The organism is Oceaniferula flava (assembly GCF_016811075.1).
In the GTDB taxonomy this organism is placed as follows: domain Bacteria; phylum Verrucomicrobiota; class Verrucomicrobiia; order Verrucomicrobiales; family Akkermansiaceae; genus Oceaniferula; species Oceaniferula flava.
Genome location: NZ_JAFBGL010000006.1, coordinates 159107 through 182451 on the forward strand (window position 1 = coordinate 159107; position 23345 = coordinate 182451).

Consider the following 23345-nt stretch of genomic DNA (forward strand, 5'->3'; position numbering starts at 1 on the left):
TGTGAAAATCCATGATGAAAAGTGAGCGAATGCGGGCTCTTACTGGGCTTGCGCAGTGACATGCCCGTCACAAAGTATCTGCTTTTTTTCCAATGACTTACCTCAGGCACGCAATAGTTTGTGAAATATTTCACAAATAGTCTTGCGCGGCATTCGCTGGCACGATAAAGACCGCGCGCCGGTTAATGAATTGGCACCGATTCCATGGCTAGATTTCTCTCAGCGCGCGTTTTCTTACCCGCAATCTTCTTGTTCCTCTTCTCAGGGGCTGCTTCTGCGGCGGCTGGTCACCAGCTCCCGCTTTATCCTCACTCTCCATTTGAAGGGACTCCGTTTTTCTGGGTCACCAACTCCATGATTATGGTCTGGATGGGTGCGGCTCTTATTTTCCTGTTCTGCAAAGCAGCAACCGGCAAGATGGATATCGTTCCCACAGGCTTCCAGAACTTCGCTGAGTGGCTGATTGAGAGCCTTTACAATTTCTTCGGCAGCATCCTCGGTGATCACCTGGTGAAACGCACTTTCTGGTTCTTCGGCGGCACCTTCCTGCTGATTTTGATCGTCAACTACCTTGCACTCCTTCCCGGCGTCGGCACCATCACCTACGTTGATGCCGCTGGTCACGTGCAGGGTCTTCTCCGCGGTGGTAATGCCGACCTTAATATGACCGGTGCCATGTCCTTCACCTTCGCGCTGCTCTGGTTCTACTGGGCCTTCACTGAGAATGGTGCCAAGAACTTCTTGGCTCACATCTTCGCCCCCAAAGGCGACTTCAAAGGTGCCATGCTCGTCGGTATGGTGGTGATCTTCTTCATGGTCGGTATCCTTGAGGTGATCTCCATCGCCATTCGCCCAGTGGCCCTCAGTTTCCGTCTCTTCGGTAACATCTACGGTGGTGAGCAGACGCTCGGCGGCCTCATGGCCCTCGTGCCTGAATACCTCGCTTTCCTTCCTGCGCTGCCCTTCTACTTCATGGAGCTGCTGGTCGGCCTCATTCAGGCCCTGGTGTTCACTCTGCTGAGTGCCGTCTTCCTGAAGTTGATCTGCGATCACGGTGACCACGATGATCACCACGACGAAGAGCACGCACACTAAACAATTTTCCAACTTTTGGCAGTCAGACCATAGGCAAACAGTGGGGGCTACCGAAAACACCAAACCAAATAACCAACACCAAACCAACTAATATCATGGTATTTACTAAAGCATTCGCAGTCGCGCTCGCAGCACTCGCTGGCGGAATCGGAATCGGAATCCTCGGATCCAAAGCAGCTGAAGCAACTGGCCGTAACCCCGGTGCAGCGACTCCAGTTCTGACCATCTCCATCATTCTTGCCGCGCTTATCGAGGGTATCTTCATCCTCTCCGCATTCGCTGTTAACTACGGTTAATCCGCCGAGCGCAACCCAATTACCGGGTGCTGCGGAGATCATCGGTTTCCGCAGCACTCACCTTTCACTTTCTCAGGCCCTCACTCTTCCGTCCACGTAGGACGTTCTTTTTTCAAACATACATCACAATATCATGTCTCCCTTGTATTTAGCAGCAGCCGAAACAGGCAAGTCCGGACTCCTCGAGACTTTCGGAGTGGCTTGGCCGTATCTCATCGCTCAGCTCGTTAACTTCATTATTGTGATCCTGGTGCTCAAGAAGTTCGCCTTCGGTCCCATCCAGGCCATGCTTGAGCAGCGTAAAAACCGCATCGCCGAGGGCGAAGAGAAGCTCAAACGCATCGAGCAGCAACTCGCCGATAGCGAGAAGCAAACTCAGGAAGCCATCGATGCCGCCAATGCCGATGCCCAACGCCTGATCACCGAGGCCAAGGAAAGCGCCGCCGCCATCTCCGAGAAGAAGGCTCAGGAAGCCATCGCCTCCGCTCAAACCATTCTCGCGAAAGCCGAAGAAGCCGCCAAAGCTGAGCGCAGCGCCATGCAGGCCGAGCTCAAGCAGGAATTCGGTCGCCTGGTCACCGCCACCACCGCCACCGTCACCGGCAAGGTTCTTACCGACGACGACCAGAAGCGCATCAACGAAGAAGCGCTCGCCACGGTGGAAGGCTAATCCCTGCTGACTACCCACTTTCTACCGACCACTGAATTCATGAAAGTTTCCAAGGACGCCGCCCGCACCGCCAGCCGGATTTTCCGCCTCTGCTCTCCCGATGGACGAGTGGATGAGGCCAAGATGCGCTCCGCCATCGCTCTGATCGTGGAAAGAAAGCCACGTGACTACCGCGCGATCCTTCACTCACTGCACCGTCTGATCCGGATCGATGCAGAAAGCCGCCAAGCGCTCGTCGAGAGCGCCGCGGATCTCGACACCGCCAGCCGCGTGCGCGTCGAGAAAAGCCTCGCCGATCGTTACGGCGAAGGTCTGACTTACTCCTACAAAACCACCCCCGAGCTTCTCGGTGGGGTTCGCATCCGCATCGGTGATGATGTTCTCGACGGCTCCGTCAAGTCACGTCTCGACCGCCTCGTGAACACCTTCTAAGCAACTTCAAAAACTTCAATCTGATAACTTCAAACTAACAAAGCCATGAGCAGCATCCTCCAGGAACTTGAACAACAAATCGCCAACGTCTCTTCGACAGTTGAAAAAAGCAACGTCGGCATCGTCCGTGAGACCGGTGACGGTGTGGCCAAAGTCGAAGGCCTCAGCGACGTCCAGCTGAACGAGATGATCGAATTCCCCGGCGGCCTCACTGGTCTCGCCCTCAACCTTGAGGAAGGCGAAGTCGGTGTCGTGTTCCTCGGTGACGGTCTCCACATCAAAGAAGGTGACGAGTGCCGCACCACCGGTAAGCTCCTCTCCGTTCCTGTCGGCAACGGCCTGCTCGGTCGCGTAGTCGATACCCTTGGTAACCCAGTTGACGGCAAAGGCGAACTCGATGCTGCTGATCAGTATCCTGTTGAGAAAATCGCTCCCGGCATCATTAAACGTAAGTCGGTTTCCGTGCCACTTCAGACCGGTATCGCATCCATCGACGCCATGATCCCAATCGGTCGTGGTCAGCGTGAGCTGATCATTGGTGACCGTTCCACCGGTAAGACCACCATTGCCGTGGACACCATCATTTCCCAGGCCAACCAGAACCGCGAAGCCGCTGAAGGCCGCATGGAAGGTCACAAGCCAGTGCGCTGCGTCTACGTTGCCATCGGTCAGAAACTCTCCAACGTTACCCGCACCGTGAAGACCCTTGAGGACGCCGGTGCTCTGGATAACACCATCGTCGTTGTGGCATCCGCCTCCGACTCTGCTGCCAGCCAGTTCCTGGCTCCATACGCAGGTTGCTCAATGGCCGAATACCTCATGGACCAAGGCGAGGACGTGCTCATCGTTTATGATGATCTCTCCAAGCAAGCCGTGGCATACCGTCAGGTGTCCCTCGTTCTTCGCCGCCCTTCAGGTCGTGAAGCTTACCCTGGTGACGTTTTCTACCTGCACTCCCGCCTGCTTGAGCGCTCCGCCCGTCTTTCCGACGCCATGGGTGGAGGTTCCATCACCGCCCTGCCGATCATTGAAACTCAGGCTGGTGACGTTTCCGCATACATTCCTACCAACGTGATTTCCATCACCGATGGTCAGATCTTCCTCGAAACCGACCTTTTCTACCAAGGTATCCGCCCAGCGATCTCCGTGGGTCTCTCTGTATCCCGTGTGGGTTCCGCAGCGCAGACCAAGGCGATCAAGAAGGTGGCAGGAACAACCAAGCTCGACCTCGCCCAGTTCCGCGAACTTCAGGCGTTCGCCCAGTTCGGCTCCGACCTCGACGAAGGCACCAAGAAGAAACTCGATCGCGGTGCTCGCATCGTTGAGCTCTTCAAGCAGAACCAATACTCACCTAAGTCAATGGCCATGGAAGTGGCAGTGCTCTGGTCCATGCAGAACGGCTACTTCGACGATGTTGAAGTTGAGCGCGTGAAAGAATGCCAGGACGCACTCGAAACCTACATGGAAGAGCGCAAGTCCGATGTCCTTCAGGAAATCGCCAACGAAAAAGCCCTCACCGACTCCGTTCTCGAAGGTCTCAAGACAGCCGTCGAAGACTTCAAGAGCTCTTGGAAGTAAGTCAGCCCAGCTGACATCACCGCCCACCGTCCACTGACTACCGCCCACAGAACACATGGCTAACCTACGTGACATCCGCCGCCGCATTAAGTCGGTCAAGAACACCTCGCAGATCACCAAGGCGATGGAGCTTGTCGCTGCGGCGAAGATGAAAAAAGCCCAGGACCAGGCAGTGGCCGGGCGTGAATATGCGGACTCCCTCAATCAGGTGTTGACCAACCTCAAGGACAACACCGACGAGGAATCCCACCCGCTGCTCGAAAAGCGCGAAGGCGGTAAGGAGCTGATGCTCGTCATCTCCACCGATAAGGGACTCTGCGGAGGCCTGAACACCAACCTTCTCAAGAAGGTCCGTTCATCCGCTGGGGAAGACACCGATTACATCACCGTCGGCCGCAAGCTGCGCATGCAGATTGCCAAAGCCGATGGGAACCTCATCGCCGATTGGCATGTGGGTGATCCGGTTCCGTTCAACGATGCCAAACCGATCGCCAAGTTCGTCACCGAGAAATTCCTCGCCGGCGACTACGATCGCATCAGCGTGGCCTTCAACAACTTCGTCTCCACCCTGCGCCAAGAGCCATGGGTAAGCCAGCTGCTGCCGATCGAGGCAGACACTCTGGCTGAAAAACGCGCCTACGAAGGTGTCGGAACCGGTGACGCCAAGGAAACTGACAAGGAAACAGCCCTCGGCAAAGACTACCTCTTCGAGCCTAACGCCGAAGGCGTGCTCGATAAGCTGTTGCCGCTTTACATCAACTTCCAGGTCTACCAGATGCTGGTAGAAGCCCGCGCCTCCGAGCACTCCGCTCGTATGGTAGCAATGAAGTCCGCCACGGACAACGCGAAGAACATGATCAAGGACCTCACCCTTGAGTATAACAAACTCCGTCAGGCTGCGATTACTGCCGAGCTTCTGGAGATCACCACCGCCATGAAAGCCATGGAGTAATGCCGCCCGCGCGGGTTAATTCAATCCGCCAGCCACTCACTCCATTTCCCAACAACCGCTTCATTTTCAAAAACAAACAACTTCAAACTAAACACCACCATGTCCAACCAAGGAACCATCGTCCAGATCATCGGCGCCGTCGTCGATGCCGACTTCTCAAAAGCTGACAAGCTCCCAGACATCTACAACGCCCTCGAGCTGAGCTACGATCTCTTCGGCCAAAAAACCAAGCTTGTGCTCGAAGTGCAGCAGCACCTCGGTGACGGCTGGGTTCGCGCTGTGGCCATGAGCACCACGGACGGCCTTAAGCGTGGCATGACCCTCACTGACACCGGCGCTGCTATCTCGGTCCCAGTTGGCGAGCAGGTTCTCGGTCGTATTTTCAACGTCACTGGTGACATCGTGGACGAAAACGTGCCACTTCCCAACCCTGACCAACGCGCCCCTATTCACCGCGCCGCTCCTTCCCTGACTGAGCAGTCCGCTACCACAGAAATTCTGGTTACCGGAATTAAGGTGATCGACCTCATCTGCCCACTGATCAAAGGTGGTAAAGGCGGTATGTTCGGTGGTGCTGGTGTGGGTAAGACCGTGGTTATCATGGAGCTCATCAACAACATTGCGAAGGCACACGGTGGTTACTCCGTCTTCGCCGGTGTGGGTGAGCGGACTCGTGAGGGTAATGACCTTTACTGGGAAATGATCGAATCCGGCGTTATCGCCGTTGAGCAGGACGACAACGGTCATCCCAAGCTCGATGAAAAAGGCAACCCAATCCTCAAGGACGGATCCAAGGTGGCACTTTGCTACGGTCAGATGAACGAGCCTCCAGGCGCCCGTCTCCGTGTGGCACTGTCCGCTCTCGCCATGGCTGAAAACTTCCGTGACGAATCCGGACAGGACGTTCTGCTCTTTGTGGATAACGTTTTCCGTTTCTCCCAAGCCGGTTCCGAGGTGTCCGCCCTTCTTGGCCGCACACCTTCCGCTGTGGGTTACCAGCCAACACTCGCCGAGGAAATGGCCGGCCTTCAGGAGCGTATTACCTCCACCACCAAAGGCTCCATCACTTCCATCCAGGCCGTTTACGTTCCTGCGGATGACTTGACTGACCCAGCTCCTGCCAACACCTTCGCTCACCTCGACGCCACTGTGGTGCTTGAGCGTTCGCTCGCTGAGCAGGCTCTCTTCCCAGCGGTTGATCCACTGGCATCCAACTCCAAGGCACTTGCCCCTGAAGTGGTTGGCGAAGAGCACTACCGCGTCGCCCGTGGCGTTCAGTTGACTCTCCAGCGCTACAAGGATCTGCAGGACATCATCGCCATTCTCGGTATGGACGAACTTTCCGATGAGGATAAGCTCACCGTGTTCCGCGCTCGTAAGATTCAGCGTTTCCTCACCCAGCCATTCCACGTGGCCGAGGTCTTCACCAACGTTCCTGGTGTGCTCTGCACCGTTGAGGACACCGTCAAAGGCTTCGCCGAAATTCTCGACGGCACACACGACTCCGTGCCTGAGGGTAACTTCTACATGAAGGGCTCCATCGACACTGTCGAAACATCCGCGAGTTAAGTTGCTCAGTGTGCAGTTTGCTAGTGAGCAGTCATGCCACCGAGCAGAGCTCGCACACTGAAACTGACATCCGACACACCAAAATACTAACAGACTTCAATCATGCTTCATCTCGATATCGTCACCCCGGAGAAAAAAATCTTCTCTGATACCGTGCAAAACGTCTACCTGCCTTCTTCCGAGGGTGAGATGGGCGTTCTGGAACTGCACGCTGCCCTGGTGACTCCTTTGGAGCCCGGCGAACTGCGTTACCTCAAAGACGGCAAGGAGGAAGTCCTCGCTGTCGGTGAAGGATTCGTTGAGGTGACTCAGGAAAAAGTCATTGTCCTCTGTGACCTCGCCCTTGCCGGTGAGGACATCGACGAGGCCGCCGTGGAAAAAGCCATGGAGCGTGCCAAGGAAGCTCTTGAAAATGCCGAGCACGAAGCTGACGTCGATATCGCCGCATTGCAGGCCATGATCGCCAAGTCCACAGCTCAGCTTAAGGTCAAGCGTCGTAACCGACACTAAAAACCTTCGAGTATCCCTACTTTATCAGCCCCTATGCGCACATCGCATAGGGGCTTTTTTATGTTTTGTGAGAAAGGTAAGTGGACTTGGCACAAGCTATACGATCGATGGCCACTAACGAACTTTGTGTTTACGGTGGGAAGTTAGGCGGTGGGTGAGCAGAACAATGAACAATCTGAATCATGGAAAAAATGAGGCTTTGTGAGATGGGCAGATTTTTTAACATCAAGTTGATTTGCCGCACATAAATAGTCCTCTGCTGAATTTTCACGGTCTAACCGTCTGGTTATGTTGGTGTTAACTATGATCGATTGTTGTTTCGTCTTTTCATTGGAGAAGACGCAGTCGTCATACGAATAAAAAAACAATGATAACACACACGCAAATATTACCATTCATGATGGCGACACTTGCTCTATCAGGAGCTCAAGTATCCGCTGCCATTTCGTTGTCAACGACTGAGCCTACGGATGATGTTTTGCTCGACTACATGGTCGGTAGCAAGGTGTCCACCAAGATTAATTCCACTGCGGCACAAGGATCCCGAGGCAGTGGTTTTAGCCTGGAATCCTCTCTGGGAGGAAGTCAGTTTGATATCTCGAGTATCACTCTGGATACCAATGCCAACACCCTGGCAGAAGGTTTCGAGTTCACAGTCAGCATCATTCAGGCCGGGGATGCACCGCCCTATTACCAAGGGGTTTACAGTGTGGATTACACCGCTGTCGGATCGGGCAACGTCACCGCCGCCAACTTTGCCAGCGCTGTTGGAGGATCGATTCTCGGCGAAGAAACGTTTACCATTGGCACCGGAGGACTGACGACCTTGGCTAGTGAGTATATTACCTTCGAGTTCAGTAGTGCCATCCGTGTGGATGCGGATACCCAGCTCGCTGTGTTGGTAAGCACCAACGGGGAATTCAACCAATATGAGGGAACCAACAACGCCAATCTGGCGACTCCGACTGCGTTGAATAGAATCCTGTTCTCAGACACGTCGACATCCACACCTGACATGACAGGTAGTTCACGAGACTTCCGCTTCCTGGTCTCGGGCACAGTGGTTCCTGAGCCATCCTCTGCGGCTCTGCTGGGTCTTGGGGGGCTGGCTTTGATGCTTCGCCGTCGTAAATAATTGGGCATTAGCGAATCCAATTACACAAGCCACACTTTGCTGGATGCGAAGTGTGGTTTTTTTGCAAATTCATGAACGGAGAGAGACTTGTAAGCTGATATCGAGAGCGTGCAGGATGGCATTTCTAACATCGCATTATGCCATCTCCAGTAGGGGGGATAACTCGATGCCTACCTGACACGTTAGGAAAATTGAAATGCCTCAATGCCGCAACTACGGTCTTTAGCGACGATTGTGCATCTGCCATGCGACGCGTGGAAGGATCTGGCCACCGATATGCTTGAGTAAGGATGAAGTGCTGAAAGTCAGCATTTCATTCAACAACCCAATCCAACCAACATGTCGAACCAACTCAACAACAAGAAAATAGCCTTCCTCGCCACCGATGGTGTGGAACAAGTAGAACTCACTCAACCGTGGGAAGCGGTGAAAAACGCAGGTGCCACGGTGGAATTGATCTCTCTGGAAGAGGGAGAAATCCAAGGGGTGAACCACGATGAAAAGAAAGACCGCTTCAGCGTCGACCGAACCATCGACCAAGTCAGCGCCGATGATTACGACGGCCTGGTGCTGCCCGGTGGCGTGTTTAACCCGGACGCCCTGCGGGTCAACGATGATGCCGTGAGCTTTGTTCGCCAGTTTTTCAAACAACACAAACCAGTCGCCGCCATCTGTCATGGCCCTTGGCTCTTGGTCGAAGCAGATGTGGTCCGCGACCGCAAAGTCACTTCATGGCCGAGTGTGAAAACCGACCTGATCAACGCCGGAGCCAACTGGGTGGACGAAGAGTGTGTGGTCGATGAAGGTCTGGTCACCAGCCGGAACCCCGACGACCTCCCTGCCTTCTGCGACAAAGCCGTCGAGGAATTCTGCGAGGGCAAACACAGTGGTCAACTGGCAGAAGTCTAACCATTACCATGAAAAAAATTTCCAAATACGCCTGCCTAATCGCTCTGGCCACCACTTCATCGTTGATCATTTCCTGCGCGGGTAACAAACGCGCGGGTGACAGCCTGGCGACCGTAAGCAACTTCCATGCGAAGCAATACGCCGGTGAGTGGCACGAGGTGGCACGCCTGCCGAACTTTTTCGAACGGGATGTGGTCGCGGCCAAAGCCACTTACCGAGTTGAACCGGACGGTAAGATCTCGGTGCTTAACGAAGGTCTGAAGGCTGACGGTGAGATGACCTCGATTCAGGGCACGGCCAAGCCAGTGGGTAACACCCCCGAGGGTGAAGCCAAGCTCGAGGTCCGCTTTGATCCTTTCCCAGCCTCGCTCTTTGCGGGCGACTACTGGGTGCTCGATCTCAACGATGCGCATACGATGGCGATTGTGGGCAGTCCGAACCGCAAGTTCCTCTGGCTGCTAGCCAAGGATCCCTCCGCACAGACCGATGACTTTTCCGCAGGCCTCAAGCGGATGCAAACACAAGGCTTTGACGTCAGTCAGCTGATCGTCAACCCGAAGCGACTGAAATAAATCAGTCTGCCAAATACCCAAAAAATGCTCGGTCGGGTCACTGCCTGATCGAGCGTTTTGTTATTTTAGAAACTGCACGGTGCCGATCAAGTTGTCGCGCAGGCGATAGCGGACCAGCACAGTGCCGCGGCTTTCCTCGCCTTTGACGAAACGGTGCCAGTGCTCGAGATCGACGCAGTGCTCGCCATGGACAAGTCGCTGCTCCACCGTGGCGCCGAAGTTGCCACGGGCAAACATGGCTTCGTAGTTTTTTCGGAAGGCGTCCCGGCCACGGGTGGTGACTTTGCCGTCGGCATTGAGCACCTCGATTTCCTCGTGGTAGCATTTTACAAAGGCATCGAGGTTGTGATCGTTGTAGGCGCTGAGTTGTTGTTGCGCGAGTTCGGCGATTTTACTGTCCATGGTGGTAATGTTAGGGTTGCCTTATTTGAAATCCGGTTGAACGAGCTCGATCACCGCCTGGCGTGTTGCTCCTTCAGTGAGGCCTTGCAGCATGTAAATAAGGTAACTGTGGGTGGTCTCAAGTTCCTTTTTCAGGGCTGCTGCTTCCTGCTGCTGGTATTCACCGGCATCCCACTCTTTCAGGCCGGCGTCGATGAGCTGGATGAGTGGCTTGAGGTAGTTGATTTTAGGCACCCCGCGTTTTCCTGTGGGTGGCGCGCTGAGTGCGGCTTGATACTTGGCGAGAAAGGACTCGATGGGTGCGTCGTTTCGCGCACTGAGGTGCGACCACATCGTGCCACCGCCACTGTGCACGGCGCGGACGCGGAGTTTGAGGTCGGACCAGTCGTTGAGAACTTGCCGCCACTGATTCAGTTCACGCACTGCTTGCACCGAGGTTTTTCCCAGCTCGGCGTCGGTCTGGATCCGTTGAGCGGTCGCCCATATTTGCGCCGCTTCGTTATGCCCCACCTCGCTCTGATCGCCCAGTTTTTCAGCCAACTGCTCGAGTGTTAGCTGAAGAACCTCGCTGGTGTTCAGAGGACCGGGCTGGGCGTGAAGGGACGGTGTGCAGAGTGCTATAGCGGTGAGAAGTCCTGCGATAGAGGTGTGGTTCATTCTCTAACATATGATCGAGCCACCTCCGGCTGACAAGGAGAAAGCCCTAGTTGTCGGTGGTCGCATGGATGCGTAGGATAGGTCGAAAGCGCCAGTGGGCTTAAATTTTCCCCATTGCCAAGATGGTGGCGGTAGCTAGGGTTTCGCTATGAAAAATCGCGGTCTCGCTCGTCACTCGCTGGTCACCCTGTTGCTTCTTTTTGTATTCACCGCGGGAAATATCTCTGCCAAAGCGCGGGTGTTTTTGCTCGGTGGCCAATCGAATATGGCGGGTGCCGGACTTTTTGCGGAATTGAAGAAATCCGAGCAGGTTCCACCCGAGGGCGTGCTGATCTGGCACAAGAACCAGTGGCAGAAGCTGGGCCCGGGGATCTCGGCGAACACGGGGCGCTTTGGGCCGGAGCTGGCCTTTGGTCGGGCGATGCGTAAGGCTTTTCCTGACGACGACATCTACCTGATCAAGCGGGCCTCTGGCGGCACCTCGATGCACAAGCACTGGACCTTCGGCAATGGTGGCGGCCCCTTGCTGAAGCGCTTTCTGGCCGATGCCCGGGCAGCCCTGAAAGACTTGGATCGCAAGAAGGTCGATTACCAAGTCGATGCCATGCTCTGGATGCAAGGCGAGAGCGATGCCGACCAAGGGAAGGGGGCCGAGTATGAAGCGAGCCTGAAGGAGTTCATCAAAGAGATCCGCCGTGAGTTCAAGCGCAGAGACCTGCCGTTCATCATGGGAAGAATCATCACGACCTTTGACAAACCAAAAGGCAATGGTCCGCTGGTGCGGGCGGCTCAGGAGAGCTTGGCGAAGAAGTTAAAAAACGTCGCCTGTTTTGACACCGATGATTTTCCTCGCATCAACAAGGGGCACTACAATCACGAGGGCCAGCTGATACTCGGCAAGACCTTTGCCAAGCATTTCCTGAAAATGGTGGCAGATGAGAAAAAGTAGCGTGTCGAGCCTGGGCGAGCAGGTAACGAGCGCTCCCGGACATTAATACTTCGTCTCTCCGTCGCTGCCGTCGAGGATGAGGAACATGCCAATGGTCTCCCTGGCGTGGGCCTTGGCTTTGGCGAGATCGATGGGATCGTCCGCCTTCTCTAACTGCGCGGCGTATTCGAAGTGAACCTGGTAGAGTTTTTTGCCATCCACCTTTGCCTTCAGTGAGAACTTCGGGTGTTTGGCGTAGACATCAGCCCAAGCATTCCGAACTTCCTGCCAATACGCACCGGTCTTCGCCCAGCTGCTTTCCGCGGGCGTGAGAGACGGGCTGCTGATGCGCTCGTAGCGGTTCACCCCGAGCTCTTGGGCGATGACTTTGGGGGCCTTGTCTTTTTCCAAGACGACTTTCTGATTGTGCTGGAGGTGGACCCATCCGGTCGGGGTGATGGTGATCTCATGGCTGCCTTGCAGGACCTGGTAATCGTCGCGCACCGAGAACTCACGCCGTGGCAGCGGTCGCCAGCAGGAGGCGCTGTGCCAGCTCGACATGCCACCCTGGTGCGTCCATTTCCCCTGCACCTCATAGCGTGGGGAGTCGTCCACCTGATAGACTGCTTGAGTCCACTGGCCACGGGCGGTCTTCTCCGTCAGCATCTGCTGGCTCCAGGTCGATCGACCACGATAGACGTGCAGGTTCCTGTCCTCATAAGTCCAGTCCTGACGCCAATGCTTCATCACCATCGGTCCGTGCTCCTTGCCGTCTTTGTCCTTAAAATACATCACCAAAGTGTGCTGCAGGCTGATGAAGCGATCTTCAGCCTTGAGAACCTGCACGTGCTCGGTGCCCCAGGAGAAGTAGGGTTTGGCCGGTTGGTAATCCGCGGTTAATCCCATGGTCTCGATGAAGTCGAAGCTCACTCGGTAGCTTCCCGCCATGGCGAGAATGGCACGACGATCTTTTTCCAGGTCGGCGAGCGAGTCTTTCTGCAAAGCTTGCCATTGAGGGGACGGTTGAGGATCGAGCTCGACCTCGGCCCCCTTGGTGGTGCCGCCGCGTGGCTGCATGGTTCCAGTTTCCAAAAACGGCCAGGCAAAAACGTGGCCACGGACGACTTCAGCAGCGCCTTCAGCCTTTGCTTCGGCAGAGGCAATTGGGCTCACAAACGTCAAGAGACACAAGGCGGCTAGGCAGAGTTTCATGGCTTCACTCTTGCTCATACAGGGTATTTTTCAAATGCAATTTCTCCAGTCCCAGACGCTGACGAAGTGGACTTTTCTCGTCATTGGGGGTGAAAACTCATCTGCAGGTTAGATTGTTAGCTGACCCTCGTATTTGTCTAACTCAGATTATGACTACTATCAGCTACCTCCTCGCCAGCGTCTTTTTGCTCAGCACAGCGTTGTCTGCTAATCCGCAGCGTGAGCAACGACACCGCAAAATCCATGAAAGCATGGAGAAACACAAGGGCCTCAAGTTTCCTTACTTCGCCCCGTCGGTGCACATCGGCTACCAACATCCGGACAAGAACCAGAAGTGTCTGGCCTACTACAATGAGATCAAGGTGGCCAAGACGACCAAGCACACCTACTTCGCGACCATTGGCTTTGATGTTGGCTACCTCGGTATCCAGGACCACGGATCCGGCCCCTTGGCGATCTTTTCCGTCTGGGACAAAGGCGGCGGCGACAACAATCAAGCGAGCGTGCCGGAGGAGGATAAGACTCGAGTTCTTTATACGAACAGTAAGGCGAAAAGCAGTCGTTTCGGCGGCGAAGGATCGGGTGCGAAAACCATGATGCCCTACGCCTGGGAAGTGGGGAAAACCTACGCCTTTTTACTGCGGCTCACCCCCTTGGAAAAGGGCACCATTTACACCGCATGGATCGCGGAAAAAGGGCAGCCGTGGCAGAAGATTGCCTCGTATCGCACCGTGGTCACCAAGGATCGGCTCAGCGGTTTTTATTCCTTCGTCGAGGACTACCGACGGGACGGTCATACCGGGCAGAAGGCGCGCCTGGCCTACTACCCCTATCAGGCGGTGATGACCGCCGACGGTCAATGGACCGCAGTCACCGAGGGCCGTGGCACCATCGCGGATGATGTGCTGCAGAACGGCCACTCTGGAGTGAAAAATGGCGTCTTTTTCAGTCAGAGCGGTGCCGGAACCGCCGACTACAACACCATGCCCAAACGCTTTTCGGTGGAACATGATGATAAGATGTTAGGCTCCTCGACCCTGCCGAAAAACTAAGTAGATGATATAAAAAAAGCCCGGCCGCATCGAGGCAGCCGGGCTTGATCGTGTGACAGTGAGGCTGAGGGCGCCGCTTAGTCGGCGAGCACCTCTTCAAAGACTTTGTTGAAGCGGGCGTAGTCCTCATACTGGGGCATGTGGCCGAGGCCTTCGAGCTCATAGAGCTTGGATCCCTTGATCAGCTTTTGGGTGTGTTTGCCGAGCTTTTGGTAGTCGCCCAAGGTGCGGGTTACCCCTTCTTTTTTCCAGCCACGGCCCGGGCCGGTGGTGTCGCGGGTGCCGTTGATGATGTAGGTCTTGCTGGTGACTTGCGGGAACTTCTCGACGATGTTTTCAGAGAAAATCGGGCCGTAAGTCAGAGCGTTGTTCCAAGCGACGATTTCCCAGTCGTCGCCGGCGATCTGGCCTTTGGTTGGAATGAGCAGTTTTTCATACTCTTCGGACCATTTGCCATCGTAGTAGTTCTTCTGCTGATAGGCGCGGGCTTTTTCCAGCGTTTTGCCGAGTTCATTCTGATAGAAAAAGTCGATGTCCTTGAACTGCACGTATTTGGCATAGGACTCCAAGCCGATGGGGTTGATCAGGATGAATTTGTTTACCGCCTGGGGGTAATCGACCACGAAGGTGGTGGCGACCATGCCGCCCATCGAGTGGCCGACGACGTCGTATTTCTCAAGTTTTAGGCTATCGAGCAGCTTTTTCGTATTCAGTGCGAGCTGGCGCAGGCTGAACTGATAAGTCCGGGGTTTGGACGATTTACCGAAGCCAATTTGGTCGGGGATAATCACGCGGTAGTCTTTTTTCACCAAGTCCTTGGCGATGCGTTCCCAGTAGTAGCCGGAGAAGTTCTTGCCGTGCAGCAGGACGATGACTTTGTCCGCCGACTTGTCACCGACATCCATGTAGCGCATGTCGAGGTCTTGGTTCTGTGATTTCAGTTTGAAGGTGCTGACCTCGAAGGGGTATTGGAAACTTGTGAGTTCTTTGTCGAATTTCACCTCTGTTTCGGCGAGGGCCGGCTGGGCCAATGTCACGGCCATGGTCATTGCGATAAGCGATTTCATCATCATGAGCCGACCATCCAACAGAACGGCAAGATTGCCAGAGGTTTTTTAGGCTAAATGAGGTTAGAAATGAGAGGGGATGTTGTTGCCTGTAACACGCCTCCATCAAGCAGATAGGCTGAGCTGTTGTTCACGCATGAGCCACTGCGATGGCGTGTCTGTCTGGTGAAAATGGTTCGCGTCCTTTCCAAGCTGTGTTAAAGGAAAGTTATGAACCTTCATGCTAACATGAAACGATGTGCGCTGGCCCAGTTGCTACTGGCGGCAGTGGCCTGTGCGCTTGTTCAGGCGGATCCAGTGAAATCAGGTAAGGCGAGCGCAGAGATCCTAGTCCAGCACAAGGCGGTGCCGGTGGACGGGGAGACATTGGTCGCGTTGAAAATCACTCCTGATGCAGGCTGGCACACCTATTGGAAAAACCCAGGCGAGTCCGGCATGCCCACCTCGATCCAGTGGAAGCTGCCCGAAGGGGTGAGTCTGTCTTCATTGAACTTTCCAACTCCCGTGGTCTTCGAGGCCAGTGGAATGAAGAGCCTGGGCTATGAAGGGGAAGTGATTTTGACGGCTTACCTGAAGCTGGCCATTCAGGTGCAACCCGGACCATTGGTGCTCGAGGGAAAAGCCAGCTGGCTGGCGTGCACCGACGAGCAATGTATCGCAGGTGACGCCAATCTGAAAGCCACGATCGAGGTGCTAGCTGCCGGGCAGCCGGCGCAGGAAAGTGCTGTGGCCAAGCAGGTGCTAGACGCGCATTCGGCATTACCTGAAGCGGCCACAAATTGGCAGGCCAGCTACCAGCGCCAAGGCGATCAGTTTCAGATCACCATCGTGCCTCCAAAAGGGACCGAGCTATTGAGTGAGAAACTTGCTGCCTACGTGGCCGCCAAAGACACCGTGGCAGACGGCCATCACGGAGCGTGGAAACATCAAGACGGCACGTTGGTGGGCACACTTCCGGTCAGTGAGTATCTGGAAGAGCTCCCGGAGAGCTTTCCTCTGCTGCTGGTGGAAGCCGGTGACAAGGATGGCCGGGCGCTGGAGTTCAAGTGCGTGAAAAGCGACCAGTAAGTGCCATCCACATCATGTCTATCATGGCTCCGGAATGATCCGGGGCCATTTTTTTGCGCACGGACGCGGATACCATTTCCTTTTTCAGAAGCAAGGGGCTAAGAAGAGTGGTGGATGGCATTTGAACACGCATTTGAGGAAGCCTTCCTGTATCTCTCCGCCACCATTGTTGCGGTTCTGATTGGGAAACGGTTGGGGATCGGGGCAGTGCTCGGGTATCTCACCGTGGGGGCACTGGTCGGACCTTGGGGGATCGGCTTGATCGGGCGTGAAGGCGAACAAATCGCGCACTTTGCCGAGTTTGGTGTGGTGGTGATGCTGTTTCTCATTGGCCTGGAATTACGACCGGCGATGCTCTGGAAAATGCGGCATCAGCTGATTGGTCTGGGCTCTCTGCAGGTGACTATCAGTGCGGCTGCCATCACTGGGCTGGCGATATGGTTTGGGCTAACGTGGCAGGTTTCCTTGGCCGTGGGATTGACGCTGGCATTATCCAGCACGGCTATTGTTTTGCAGACCCTGACGGAGAAAAAGCTGCTACGCACGGTGGCGGGGCAGAACTCCTTCGCGGTGCTGCTTTTCCAAGATATCGCGGTGATCCCCATGATTGCGATGATCCCTTTGTTAGGCGTGGGAATGACGACTGAGCTGGAGGGGGCTGAAGCGAGTGATTGGATCGCTCACCTGCCACTTTTTGCACGGGCGCTGATGACTTTTGCTGCCATTGGATTAGTGATTGTGGTGGGGCAACTGGGCATGCGTCATGTGTTCCGCGCCATCTCACGCACCCACCAGCGCGAGGCATTTACCGGTGTGGCTTTGCTGCTGGTGATAGCAGTGGCCTTGCTGATGACGAAAGTGGGACTGTCTCCTGCCTTGGGTGCCTTTGTGGCGGGAGTGGTGCTGGCCACCAGTGAATACCGGCACGAGCTGGAGAGTGATTTGGAACCATTTAAAGGTATTTTGTTAGGTCTGTTTTTCTTGGGTGTCGGTGCAGGGATCGACTTCGGCTACATCGGAGATCATTGGCTGTTAGTGGTCAGTTGTGCGGTGGGCTTGATCCTGGTGAAGGGGCTGATCTTATTTCTATTTTCGATGGTTAAAGATCACCGGACGGATACATCTCTGCTCTTTGCGGCCTCACTCGCTGCTGGTGGCGAGTTTGCTTTTGTGCTGATTGAGCTGTCGTCAGATGTGGGTATATTCGGCACCGAGCTGAGTCGCTCACTGACTGCGATCGTGGCCCTTTCCATGGCCACCACCCCCTTGTTGATCCTTGCGGCACAACGGCGCATGATAAGACGTAGCATTCAGCATGGTGAGCTGCGGGCTGAGGATGTGGAGGACGAGGGGAGCCCGGTGATCATCTGTGGTTTTGGCCGCTTTGGCCATGCGGTCGGCCGTTTGCTTCGCTCCCGTGGGCACGACTGCACGGTGCTCGATCACGACCCGGATCAAGTGGATCTTCTGCGCCAGATGGGCATCCCCATTTTCTACGGCGATGCGAGTCGGCCAGAGATGTTAGGCATCGCCGGTGCCGCTCATGCCAAGGTGCTGGTGATTGCCTTGAAGGATGTGAGCGCCACCTTGAAAATCATCGAGACGGCACGCCGAAATTTTCCGCATCTGCGGATTTACGTGCGTGCTTGGAGTAGGGTGGAGGCCTACGATCTGATCAATGCGGGAGTGGAGCAGATCTATCGTGAGACGCTGGACAGCTCGATCCGTCTCGGCGGAGATGTGCTGCTGGAGCTCGGTGAATCCGAGGGCTCGGCCGAACGAGCCACGCAGCTCTATCGCGAGCGTGACGAGGAGACCGTGCGGGAGATGGCGAAGCATCGGCACGACAAAAAACGCATGATCAGTGCCGCCCTGGAGGCGCACCGGAGTTTGCGTGAAATCATGCGAAAGGACCGTGAGGAAAGTGAAGAGGTCGGGGAGCGATCTGAGTAATGGGCGCTCCGCCCCGTGGCACTATCGGCAGAAATTTTTCACCTCGATAGTGACTGGTTTTCCTCCGGCAAATTGCGCCGTTTGCAGTGTGATTTGGCGGCCATCGTCTGACCAAGTGGTTTTCACCACGTAGCGCCCACCGATCACCCAGCTGGCACGTTTTTCCGGATTCTTGGAGTATTCCTTTTTCCCAAGGTTGAGAAGAAAGTGGCGGCTGTCGTCATCCGCTCCGGTTTCGCGCAGGAGAAGGATATCGCCCTTTGGCTGAAACGACACCGCAGCGGCGTTGTGGATGGTGGCCACGAGTTTGTCGTGCTGGAAGATTTGCGTGTCGGTGGCCCCCTCGCTGGCATCGCTGGGCACGGTTTTAGCGACAATTCCGGTGGCCGATTGGATTTCCTTCGGCTTCGGCGGATCGGCATGAACGGGGAGAGCTGCAGCCAGAAAGAGCGTGATGACGGAGAGAAAAGACGCATTCATAGAGCCCTATGACGGATGACTCAGGGTGCGCATTCATCAAAAATGGGAGCGGTGTCGCGGCCCTGCCGAACGTGTGTTCCGAAATAAGGCTTCCTCTTTGTCTCAAATCCACCGATTCTAGCGGCCGCAACGATGAGTGAAATCAACTTGAAAGAGGTTCTCGATTACGTGCAGGAGCACATTCCGATCACGGTGCATTTGGGGGCTGCCATCCCTCGTTATGACGGGAGCTCGCTGACTGTGACCGCACCGTTGGCGGAGAATCTGAATCACCGGCAGTCGGCCTTTGGTGGCAGTCTCTCGGCCATTGCCATCCTGTCCGGCTGGGCCTTGTTGTTTGTCAAACTGCGCGAGCTCGGCATCCGCAGTCGATTGGTGATTCAGAAGACGGAATTTGATTTCCTCGCGCCGGTGACGGATGATTTTGAATCGCTGAGCCGACTGCCCACGGAGCAGAAATATGATCGTTTCATCAAGATGCTCACCACCAAAGGTCGGGCGCGCTTGGTGGTGGAGTCCGAGGTGACTTGCGACGGCCAGCTCTGTGGCACTCACAAGGGGACCTTTGTCGCGGTGCTACTCACCGACCACTAAAGCCGCCTGTCTAACCCTTCGGTTTGTTAGCTTTTTTCTTCCCAGGTTTACCAAAATCAGGATTCGGTTCGGTGGGGATATCCGCGTCGGTTTCGGTCTGCCAGCTGCTGAGTTTTTTCAACAGAGCTGCGGCTTTTTCCGGCTGGCTCTTGGCGAGGTTGTTGCGCTCGCTGGGGTCCGCCTTCAGGTTGAATAGCTCGACCGAGTTGTCTTCGAAATACTGGATCAATTTCCAATCGCCGTGGCGGATCACGCTGCAGGGGGTGGCTCGCCACTTGGGCAGACGGGCGTCCTCCATGCCCTTCTTGCCGTAGGATTGGAGGTAGCAGGGGAAATGCCAGTAAAGCGAGCGGGACGCGAGGTCTTCGCCGCCCAGCACTCCGCGAAGATCAACGCCGTCGTAGGTCTCCGGGAGCTCGGCTCCGGCGGCCTTGGCGAGGGTGGGAAAGAGGTCGAGCTGATGCACGGGCACATCCGACTGGCTACCGGCGGTGGTTTTCCCCGGCCAGCGGACAAAGAAGGGCACGCGGATGCCGCCCTCGTAGAACATCCCTTTGACTCCGCGGAGTGGTCGGGCATTGGACGCAGGGCCGTAGGGGCCGTTGTCGCTGGAGAAGATCACGATGGTGTCATCGGCGAGTCCTTGCTGCTCGAGGTTCTTGAGAATCTTGCCGATGGCGAGGTCCATGGCTTCTACCATGGCGGCATACTTGACGTGCTGGTGGTTTTTTCCAGGGGTTTTCTTGGCATATTTGGCGGCGAGATCGTCGCGGGCCTGGATCGGTGTGTGGACCGAGTAAAATGACATGTAGGCGAAGAAGGGACGTTTCTCTTCATGCTGCCGGTTGATCCATCGGTTCAGATCGGTGGCGAGTCGGTCCGGCAGGTGCTCGCCCTCCGGGCCGTCCGGAAGTTGCGGGTTATTGTAGGGGGAAAAGTAGCCACCGCGAGGTCCTCCTGTGTGGTTGCCGCCGATGTTGTGATCGAAGCCTTTCTGAGTGGGGTCACTGGATACGTGCCACTTGCCGGCGTGGCAGGTGGCGTAGCCGGCCGCTTTGAGTATCTGTGGCAGGGTGGTGAACTTGTCCGCAAGTGACTCGGTGTTCTTCACGGGGATGAGCTTGCGTTGATGGGATTTGCCGCGATCGGAATTGCCCACCGTGTAGACTTTGTGCCGTGAGGTGTAGAGCCCGGACATCAGCGAGGCGCGTGAAGGTGCGCAGTTGGCACAGGCGGAGTAACCCTGGGTAAAACGCATGGCACTCGCCTGCAGCTGGTCGAGGTTGGGGGTTTCATAGAAATCCGATCCCTGGGCAGCGATGTCGGTGTAGCCGAAATCGTCTGCGTAAATCAGTAGGATGTTGGGCTGCTTGGCAAAAAGGGTGGCGGGGAGAAGCACGAGGCTCAGGGCTGCGACGAGGAGTTTCATGAAGTGGGTGGTTAGCTGGGAGTGGAAAGGATACGTTGTGGGTTCTGGTTTTTTTGTCAACGAAATGAGGTCCGCCCATTTGCCTCCAGCTTGTGGAATATGGCAGGCGTGTTAGCTTGGCTGTGCATGAAAACTTCCACCCTGATCATCGGCGCCAGTGCGAAGCCCGACCGTTATGCTAACAAAGCCCAGCGCGCCCTCAGCGAAGGAGGTCGCAGCGTGATCCCCTACAACCCACGCGGCGGGGAAATCGACGGCCTGCAGGTGGTCACCGACCTGGCTGACATCGAGCAGGTAATCGACACCATCACGCTCTACGTCCGCCCCTCCATCCTAGAGCCCCTGGTGCCCGATCTGATTGCGCTGAAGCCACGCCGAGTGATCTTCAACCCAGGCACCGAAGATGCCGCCAGCGAGCTAGCCTTTTCTGCGGTTGGCGTGGAGGTCGTCAGGGGCTGCACCTTGGTGATGTTGGGCACAGGGCAGTATGGGTAAAGCCTCCTTTTAAGCCCCTAACACCGAGAGGGGTTAGGGGGCGAAAGTAAGACAAAAAAATCGTTGGACAGGGGCAGAACTGCGTCTAGCTTCCGTACTATGTTCAAATCAATCAAACATGCCATGATGGGGCTGGGCCTTGCTGTAGGCCTTTCAGCCGTCGCCACCGCCGGAGAAGCACCTGATTTCGCCCTCACGGATGTTCAGGGCAAGGAAGTGAAGCTTGCGGACTACAAAGACAAGGTCGTGGTCCTCGAGTGGATCAACTTCAATTGCCCGTTTGTGAAGAAGCACTACAGTAAGAACAGCATGCCCGCGCTGCAGGAAAAATACACGGCCAAGGATGTGGTCTGGCTGTGCATCAACTCCGGCCCGGAAAAACCCAAGGCCGGTAGCTTCGGTCCTGAGGAAATGGCAAAAATGGCTGAGAAGAACGGCAGCAAAGCCGCACACATCCTTCTCGATCGCGACGGCAGCGTTGGCAAAGCCTACGGCGCCAAAACCACACCGCACATGGTGGTGATCAACAAAGGCGACATCGTTTACGAAGGTGCCATCGATAGCATCGCCAGCGCCGACACCGCGGATCTGGAAAAAGCCGACAACTATGTGGTCGCCGCCCTCGATGCCGTTCTGGCTGGTGAGAAAGTCAGCAAAACCAAGACCAAAGGTTACGGCTGCAGCGTTAAATACTAGACGCTAAGAAGCAGTTTTTCTGCTCAAGTCATTTACTTGTTTTGCATGGCTCCGGTTCGCCCCCGGAGCCATGTTTTTTTGTGCCCGGAGTGTGATGATGGCGGGGAATAGGATTGCGGTCGGATGGGAGGCATGTGAATGTTAGAACATGCAATTGGCACAGAATAATTGGCGGACATGGCTCGGCGGAGCTCTGGTGGGATGTTTTATGATGACCGGACTCAGCGCCGCTGATGGACCGTATCTCGCCGGGGGTGTGAAGATTGGCGAAGTGGACCAGACCTCAGCGATCGTTTGGACACGGCTGACCGAGGACCAAGAGGCAGATTTCTCCAAACTCCCGATACTTACCGAGGGTCTGGGTCTCAGGCAGAAAAGCAAAGTCCGCATGCCCACCGATGTGCTTCCGGGGGCTGCCGGTGAGGTGCGGGTGCGTTATTGGATCCAGGGAGCGAAGGATAAAGCGACCGAGACCGAGTGGTCGGCCGTCAGTGCCGATCGCGATTTCACCCATCAGTTTCAGCTCAAGGGACTGCAGCCGAACAGCAGCTACGAATGTCTCGTGCAGGCGCGGCCGAGCGGTAGCGAGTCGCCAAGCGCGGAAATGTCCGGGTCCTTTCAAACCGCCCCCGGCAAGGATCAGACGGTGCCGGTGCAATTCATCGTCACCACCTGTCAGGCGGTGCGCAGCATTGATTCAGGGAAGGATGGCCACGTGGCCTACCGGCGGATGCTCGAGTTCCAGCCGGACTTCTTTGTGCACACGGGGGACATCCTTTACTACGACAAGGTGCCGTTGAGCCAGACTCCCGCCGAGGCGCGGGCCAAGTGGGGCTTGATCTTTGCCTACGGTCACAATCAGAAATTCCACCGTCACGTGAGTTCGTATTTCATGAAAGACGATCACGACACGCTCAAGAACGACAGCTGGCCGGGCCAGACATACGGCGAACTCACCTTCGACCAGGGACTCGAGATTTTCCGTGAGCAGGTGCCGATGGGTGAGAAGACATACCGCACCGTCCGCTGGGGGCGTGATGTGCAAATTTGGATGACCGAGCACCGCGACTTCCGCTCTGCAAACAACGCCAAAGACGGTCCGAAAAAAACCATCCTCGGCAAGGAGCAGAAAGCCTGGCTGATGAAAACGATGCAGGAGTCAGATGCCACCCACAAGTTCCTCATCGTGCCGGGGCCAATTGTTGGGCCCGATAAAAAGGGCAAGTCCGATAACCACGCGAACCGCGCGTTCGCGCACGAGGGGCAGGAGCTGCGTGACTTCCTGGCGAAACAGAAAAACACCTACGTCATCTGCGGCGATCGCCACTGGCAGTATTGTTCCGAGGACCCCGAGACCGGTGTGCTGGAAATGGGCTGCGGACCGATCAACGACCAGCACATGTTCGGTGGCGCTCCCGCCAAGGACAAAACCTACCACCGCTACTTCGGCAAAAAAGGAGGCTTCCTCTGGATCACCGTGGAAAACGGCAAGGCCAAGGCCGAGTGGATGTCCGCAGCGGCTGTGGATGCCAAAGGTAAGGCGCTGGTGCACCACACCGAGCAGCTGGGCGAGTAGCACGGCGAGCCGTTGTTG

At 55.8% G+C, this 23345-nt stretch carries 25 protein-coding genes; 19 read left to right on the top strand and 6 right to left on the bottom strand.

What is annotated here, in order from left to right:
* The first annotated feature begins 204 nt into the window (after nucleotides 1-204).
* The 11 genes from JO972_RS10505 (at nucleotide 205) to JO972_RS10555 (ending at nucleotide 9718) form a co-directional block, all read left to right on the top strand.
* Complete coding sequence (locus JO972_RS10505) at nucleotides 205-1095, top strand: F0F1 ATP synthase subunit A (protein ID WP_309490001.1); 891 nt, start codon at nucleotides 205-207, stop codon at nucleotides 1093-1095.
* A gap of 95 nt (nucleotides 1096-1190) precedes the next feature.
* Nucleotides 1191-1391 carry an ATPase gene (locus tag JO972_RS10510; RefSeq protein ID WP_309490002.1) on the top strand — a complete coding sequence of 67 codons (201 nt, stop codon included), beginning with the start codon at nucleotides 1191-1193 and terminating at the stop codon, nucleotides 1389-1391.
* A 133-nt stretch (nucleotides 1392-1524) separates the two neighbouring features.
* Nucleotides 1525-2061 carry a F0F1 ATP synthase subunit B gene (gene atpF / locus JO972_RS10515; protein WP_309490003.1) on the top strand — a complete coding sequence of 179 codons (537 nt, stop codon included), beginning with the start codon at nucleotides 1525-1527 and terminating at the stop codon, nucleotides 2059-2061.
* 39 nt (nucleotides 2062-2100) lie between these two features.
* Complete coding sequence (locus JO972_RS10520; protein WP_309490004.1) at nucleotides 2101-2493, top strand: F0F1 ATP synthase subunit delta; 393 nt, start codon at nucleotides 2101-2103, stop codon at nucleotides 2491-2493.
* A gap of 45 nt (nucleotides 2494-2538) precedes the next feature.
* A complete protein-coding gene (gene atpA / locus JO972_RS10525) occupies nucleotides 2539-4071 on the top strand; it encodes a F0F1 ATP synthase subunit alpha (protein WP_309490005.1) in 1533 nt (510 codons plus the stop codon).
* Nucleotides 4072-4126: 55 nt separating this feature from the next.
* The gene (gene atpG, locus JO972_RS10530) at nucleotides 4127-5023 is read left to right on the top strand and encodes an ATP synthase F1 subunit gamma (RefSeq protein WP_309490006.1); all 897 of its coding nucleotides are present in this window, start codon (nucleotides 4127-4129) and stop codon (nucleotides 5021-5023) included.
* Nucleotides 5024-5122: 99 nt separating this feature from the next.
* Nucleotides 5123-6592, top strand: coding sequence for a F0F1 ATP synthase subunit beta (gene atpD / locus JO972_RS10535; protein WP_309490007.1), 1470 nt, complete (start codon nucleotides 5123-5125; stop codon nucleotides 6590-6592).
* Nucleotides 6593-6694: 102 nt separating this feature from the next.
* A complete protein-coding gene (atpC, locus tag JO972_RS10540) occupies nucleotides 6695-7102 on the top strand; it encodes an ATP synthase F1 subunit epsilon (protein WP_309490008.1) in 408 nt (135 codons plus the stop codon).
* A gap of 397 nt (nucleotides 7103-7499) precedes the next feature.
* Nucleotides 7500-8237, top strand: coding sequence for a PEP-CTERM sorting domain-containing protein (locus JO972_RS10545; protein WP_309490009.1), 738 nt, complete (start codon nucleotides 7500-7502; stop codon nucleotides 8235-8237).
* A gap of 339 nt (nucleotides 8238-8576) precedes the next feature.
* Complete coding sequence (locus JO972_RS10550) at nucleotides 8577-9146, top strand: type 1 glutamine amidotransferase domain-containing protein (protein ID WP_309490010.1); 570 nt, start codon at nucleotides 8577-8579, stop codon at nucleotides 9144-9146.
* A gap of 8 nt (nucleotides 9147-9154) precedes the next feature.
* Nucleotides 9155-9718, top strand: a complete 564-nt coding sequence (locus tag JO972_RS10555; RefSeq protein ID WP_309490011.1) for a lipocalin family protein — start codon at nucleotides 9155-9157, stop codon at nucleotides 9716-9718.
* A 60-nt stretch (nucleotides 9719-9778) separates the two neighbouring features.
* On the opposite strand, the gene JO972_RS10560 is transcribed toward JO972_RS10555, so the two are convergent.
* Together JO972_RS10560 and JO972_RS10565 are read right to left on the bottom strand one after the other, a co-directional pair.
* Nucleotides 9779-10120, bottom strand: coding sequence for a nuclear transport factor 2 family protein (locus JO972_RS10560; RefSeq protein WP_309490012.1), 342 nt, complete (start codon nucleotides 10118-10120; stop codon nucleotides 9779-9781).
* Nucleotides 10121-10141: 21 nt separating this feature from the next.
* Nucleotides 10142-10777: a hypothetical protein gene (locus JO972_RS10565; protein ID WP_309490013.1), complete on the bottom strand. Its 636-nt coding sequence runs from the start codon at nucleotides 10775-10777 to the stop codon at nucleotides 10142-10144.
* A gap of 148 nt (nucleotides 10778-10925) precedes the next feature.
* Between JO972_RS10565 and JO972_RS10570 the strand changes: the two genes are divergently transcribed.
* The gene (locus JO972_RS10570) at nucleotides 10926-11726 is read left to right on the top strand and encodes a sialate O-acetylesterase (RefSeq protein ID WP_309490014.1); all 801 of its coding nucleotides are present in this window, start codon (nucleotides 10926-10928) and stop codon (nucleotides 11724-11726) included.
* A 42-nt stretch (nucleotides 11727-11768) separates the two neighbouring features.
* Here the strand turns inward: JO972_RS10570 and JO972_RS10575 are convergent, their stop codons facing one another.
* Nucleotides 11769-12917 (bottom strand): DUF6607 family protein, encoded by a 1149-nt coding sequence (locus JO972_RS10575; RefSeq protein ID WP_309490015.1) that lies wholly within the window; start codon nucleotides 12915-12917, stop codon nucleotides 11769-11771.
* A gap of 149 nt (nucleotides 12918-13066) precedes the next feature.
* Here JO972_RS10575 and JO972_RS10580 point away from each other — a divergent pair, with 149 nt between their 5' ends.
* A complete protein-coding gene (locus JO972_RS10580; RefSeq protein ID WP_309490016.1) occupies nucleotides 13067-13969 on the top strand; it encodes a DUF3472 domain-containing protein in 903 nt (300 codons plus the stop codon).
* Between the two features lie 77 nt (nucleotides 13970-14046).
* On the opposite strand, the gene JO972_RS10585 is transcribed toward JO972_RS10580, so the two are convergent.
* Complete coding sequence (locus tag JO972_RS10585) at nucleotides 14047-15012, bottom strand: alpha/beta fold hydrolase (RefSeq protein WP_309490017.1); 966 nt, start codon at nucleotides 15010-15012, stop codon at nucleotides 14047-14049.
* Nucleotides 15013-15264: 252 nt separating this feature from the next.
* On the opposite strand from JO972_RS10585, the gene JO972_RS10590 reads away from it, so the two are divergent.
* Together JO972_RS10590 and JO972_RS10595 are read left to right on the top strand one after the other, a co-directional pair.
* On the top strand, nucleotides 15265-16104 hold the full coding sequence (locus JO972_RS10590; protein WP_309490018.1) for a protein-disulfide reductase DsbD domain-containing protein: 840 nt from the start codon (nucleotides 15265-15267) through the stop codon (nucleotides 16102-16104).
* Nucleotides 16105-16218: 114 nt separating this feature from the next.
* Nucleotides 16219-18057 (top strand): monovalent cation:proton antiporter-2 (CPA2) family protein, encoded by a 1839-nt coding sequence (locus JO972_RS10595; protein WP_309490019.1) that lies wholly within the window; start codon nucleotides 16219-16221, stop codon nucleotides 18055-18057.
* 21 nt (nucleotides 18058-18078) lie between these two features.
* On the opposite strand, the gene JO972_RS10600 is transcribed toward JO972_RS10595, so the two are convergent.
* The gene (locus tag JO972_RS10600) at nucleotides 18079-18537 is read right to left on the bottom strand and encodes a hypothetical protein (RefSeq protein ID WP_309490020.1); all 459 of its coding nucleotides are present in this window, start codon (nucleotides 18535-18537) and stop codon (nucleotides 18079-18081) included.
* A gap of 132 nt (nucleotides 18538-18669) precedes the next feature.
* Between JO972_RS10600 and JO972_RS10605 the strand changes: the two genes are divergently transcribed.
* Nucleotides 18670-19131, top strand: a complete 462-nt coding sequence (locus JO972_RS10605; protein ID WP_309490021.1) for a YiiD C-terminal domain-containing protein — start codon at nucleotides 18670-18672, stop codon at nucleotides 19129-19131.
* Nucleotides 19132-19141: 10 nt separating this feature from the next.
* Here JO972_RS10605 and JO972_RS10610 read toward each other — a convergent pair whose 3' ends face one another.
* Entirely contained in the window at nucleotides 19142-20560 is a 1419-nt protein-coding gene (locus tag JO972_RS10610) for a sulfatase (RefSeq protein ID WP_309490022.1), read from the bottom strand.
* Between the two features lie 126 nt (nucleotides 20561-20686).
* Between JO972_RS10610 and JO972_RS10615 the strand changes: the two genes are divergently transcribed.
* The 3 genes from JO972_RS10615 (at nucleotide 20687) to JO972_RS10625 (ending at nucleotide 23327) form a co-directional block, all read left to right on the top strand.
* A complete protein-coding gene (locus tag JO972_RS10615; RefSeq protein ID WP_309490023.1) occupies nucleotides 20687-21055 on the top strand; it encodes a CoA-binding protein in 369 nt (122 codons plus the stop codon).
* A 99-nt stretch (nucleotides 21056-21154) separates the two neighbouring features.
* Complete coding sequence (locus tag JO972_RS10620; RefSeq protein ID WP_309490024.1) at nucleotides 21155-21751, top strand: redoxin domain-containing protein; 597 nt, start codon at nucleotides 21155-21157, stop codon at nucleotides 21749-21751.
* A gap of 148 nt (nucleotides 21752-21899) precedes the next feature.
* Nucleotides 21900-23327, top strand: a complete 1428-nt coding sequence (locus JO972_RS10625; RefSeq protein WP_309490025.1) for an alkaline phosphatase D family protein — start codon at nucleotides 21900-21902, stop codon at nucleotides 23325-23327.
* Nucleotides 23328-23345 lie beyond the last annotated feature (18 nt).

Excerpts from the sequence above, each read along its gene's own strand:
- JO972_RS10505 (WP_309490001.1), top strand. The coding sequence starts at position 205 with ATGGCTAGATTTCTCTCAGCGCGCGTTTTCTTACCCGCAATCTTCTTG.
- JO972_RS10510 (WP_309490002.1), top strand. The coding sequence starts at position 1,191 with ATGGTATTTACTAAAGCATTCGCAGTCGCGCTCGCAGCACTCGCTGGC.
- atpF (WP_309490003.1), top strand. The coding sequence starts at position 1,525 with ATGTCTCCCTTGTATTTAGCAGCAGCCGAAACAGGCAAGTCCGGACTC.
- JO972_RS10520 (WP_309490004.1), top strand. The coding sequence starts at position 2,101 with ATGAAAGTTTCCAAGGACGCCGCCCGCACCGCCAGCCGGATTTTCCGC.
- atpA (WP_309490005.1), top strand. The coding sequence starts at position 2,539 with ATGAGCAGCATCCTCCAGGAACTTGAACAACAAATCGCCAACGTCTCT.
- atpG (WP_309490006.1), top strand. The coding sequence starts at position 4,127 with ATGGCTAACCTACGTGACATCCGCCGCCGCATTAAGTCGGTCAAGAAC.
- atpD (WP_309490007.1), top strand. The coding sequence starts at position 5,123 with ATGTCCAACCAAGGAACCATCGTCCAGATCATCGGCGCCGTCGTCGAT.
- atpC (WP_309490008.1), top strand. The coding sequence starts at position 6,695 with ATGCTTCATCTCGATATCGTCACCCCGGAGAAAAAAATCTTCTCTGAT.
- JO972_RS10545 (WP_309490009.1), top strand. The coding sequence starts at position 7,500 with ATGATGGCGACACTTGCTCTATCAGGAGCTCAAGTATCCGCTGCCATT.
- JO972_RS10550 (WP_309490010.1), top strand. The coding sequence starts at position 8,577 with ATGTCGAACCAACTCAACAACAAGAAAATAGCCTTCCTCGCCACCGAT.
- JO972_RS10555 (WP_309490011.1), top strand. The coding sequence starts at position 9,155 with ATGAAAAAAATTTCCAAATACGCCTGCCTAATCGCTCTGGCCACCACT.
- JO972_RS10560 (WP_309490012.1), bottom strand. The coding sequence starts at position 10,120 with ATGGACAGTAAAATCGCCGAACTCGCGCAACAACAACTCAGCGCCTAC.
- JO972_RS10565 (WP_309490013.1), bottom strand. The coding sequence starts at position 10,777 with ATGAACCACACCTCTATCGCAGGACTTCTCACCGCTATAGCACTCTGC.
- JO972_RS10570 (WP_309490014.1), top strand. The coding sequence starts at position 10,926 with ATGAAAAATCGCGGTCTCGCTCGTCACTCGCTGGTCACCCTGTTGCTT.
- JO972_RS10575 (WP_309490015.1), bottom strand. The coding sequence starts at position 12,917 with ATGAAACTCTGCCTAGCCGCCTTGTGTCTCTTGACGTTTGTGAGCCCA.
- JO972_RS10580 (WP_309490016.1), top strand. The coding sequence starts at position 13,067 with ATGACTACTATCAGCTACCTCCTCGCCAGCGTCTTTTTGCTCAGCACA.
- JO972_RS10585 (WP_309490017.1), bottom strand. The coding sequence starts at position 15,012 with ATGGCCGTGACATTGGCCCAGCCGGCCCTCGCCGAAACAGAGGTGAAA.
- JO972_RS10590 (WP_309490018.1), top strand. The coding sequence starts at position 15,265 with ATGAAACGATGTGCGCTGGCCCAGTTGCTACTGGCGGCAGTGGCCTGT.
- JO972_RS10595 (WP_309490019.1), top strand. The coding sequence starts at position 16,219 with ATGGCATTTGAACACGCATTTGAGGAAGCCTTCCTGTATCTCTCCGCC.
- JO972_RS10600 (WP_309490020.1), bottom strand. The coding sequence starts at position 18,537 with ATGAATGCGTCTTTTCTCTCCGTCATCACGCTCTTTCTGGCTGCAGCT.
- JO972_RS10605 (WP_309490021.1), top strand. The coding sequence starts at position 18,670 with ATGAGTGAAATCAACTTGAAAGAGGTTCTCGATTACGTGCAGGAGCAC.
- JO972_RS10610 (WP_309490022.1), bottom strand. The coding sequence starts at position 20,560 with ATGAAACTCCTCGTCGCAGCCCTGAGCCTCGTGCTTCTCCCCGCCACC.
- JO972_RS10615 (WP_309490023.1), top strand. The coding sequence starts at position 20,687 with ATGAAAACTTCCACCCTGATCATCGGCGCCAGTGCGAAGCCCGACCGT.
- JO972_RS10620 (WP_309490024.1), top strand. The coding sequence starts at position 21,155 with ATGTTCAAATCAATCAAACATGCCATGATGGGGCTGGGCCTTGCTGTA.
- JO972_RS10625 (WP_309490025.1), top strand. The coding sequence starts at position 21,900 with ATGCAATTGGCACAGAATAATTGGCGGACATGGCTCGGCGGAGCTCTG.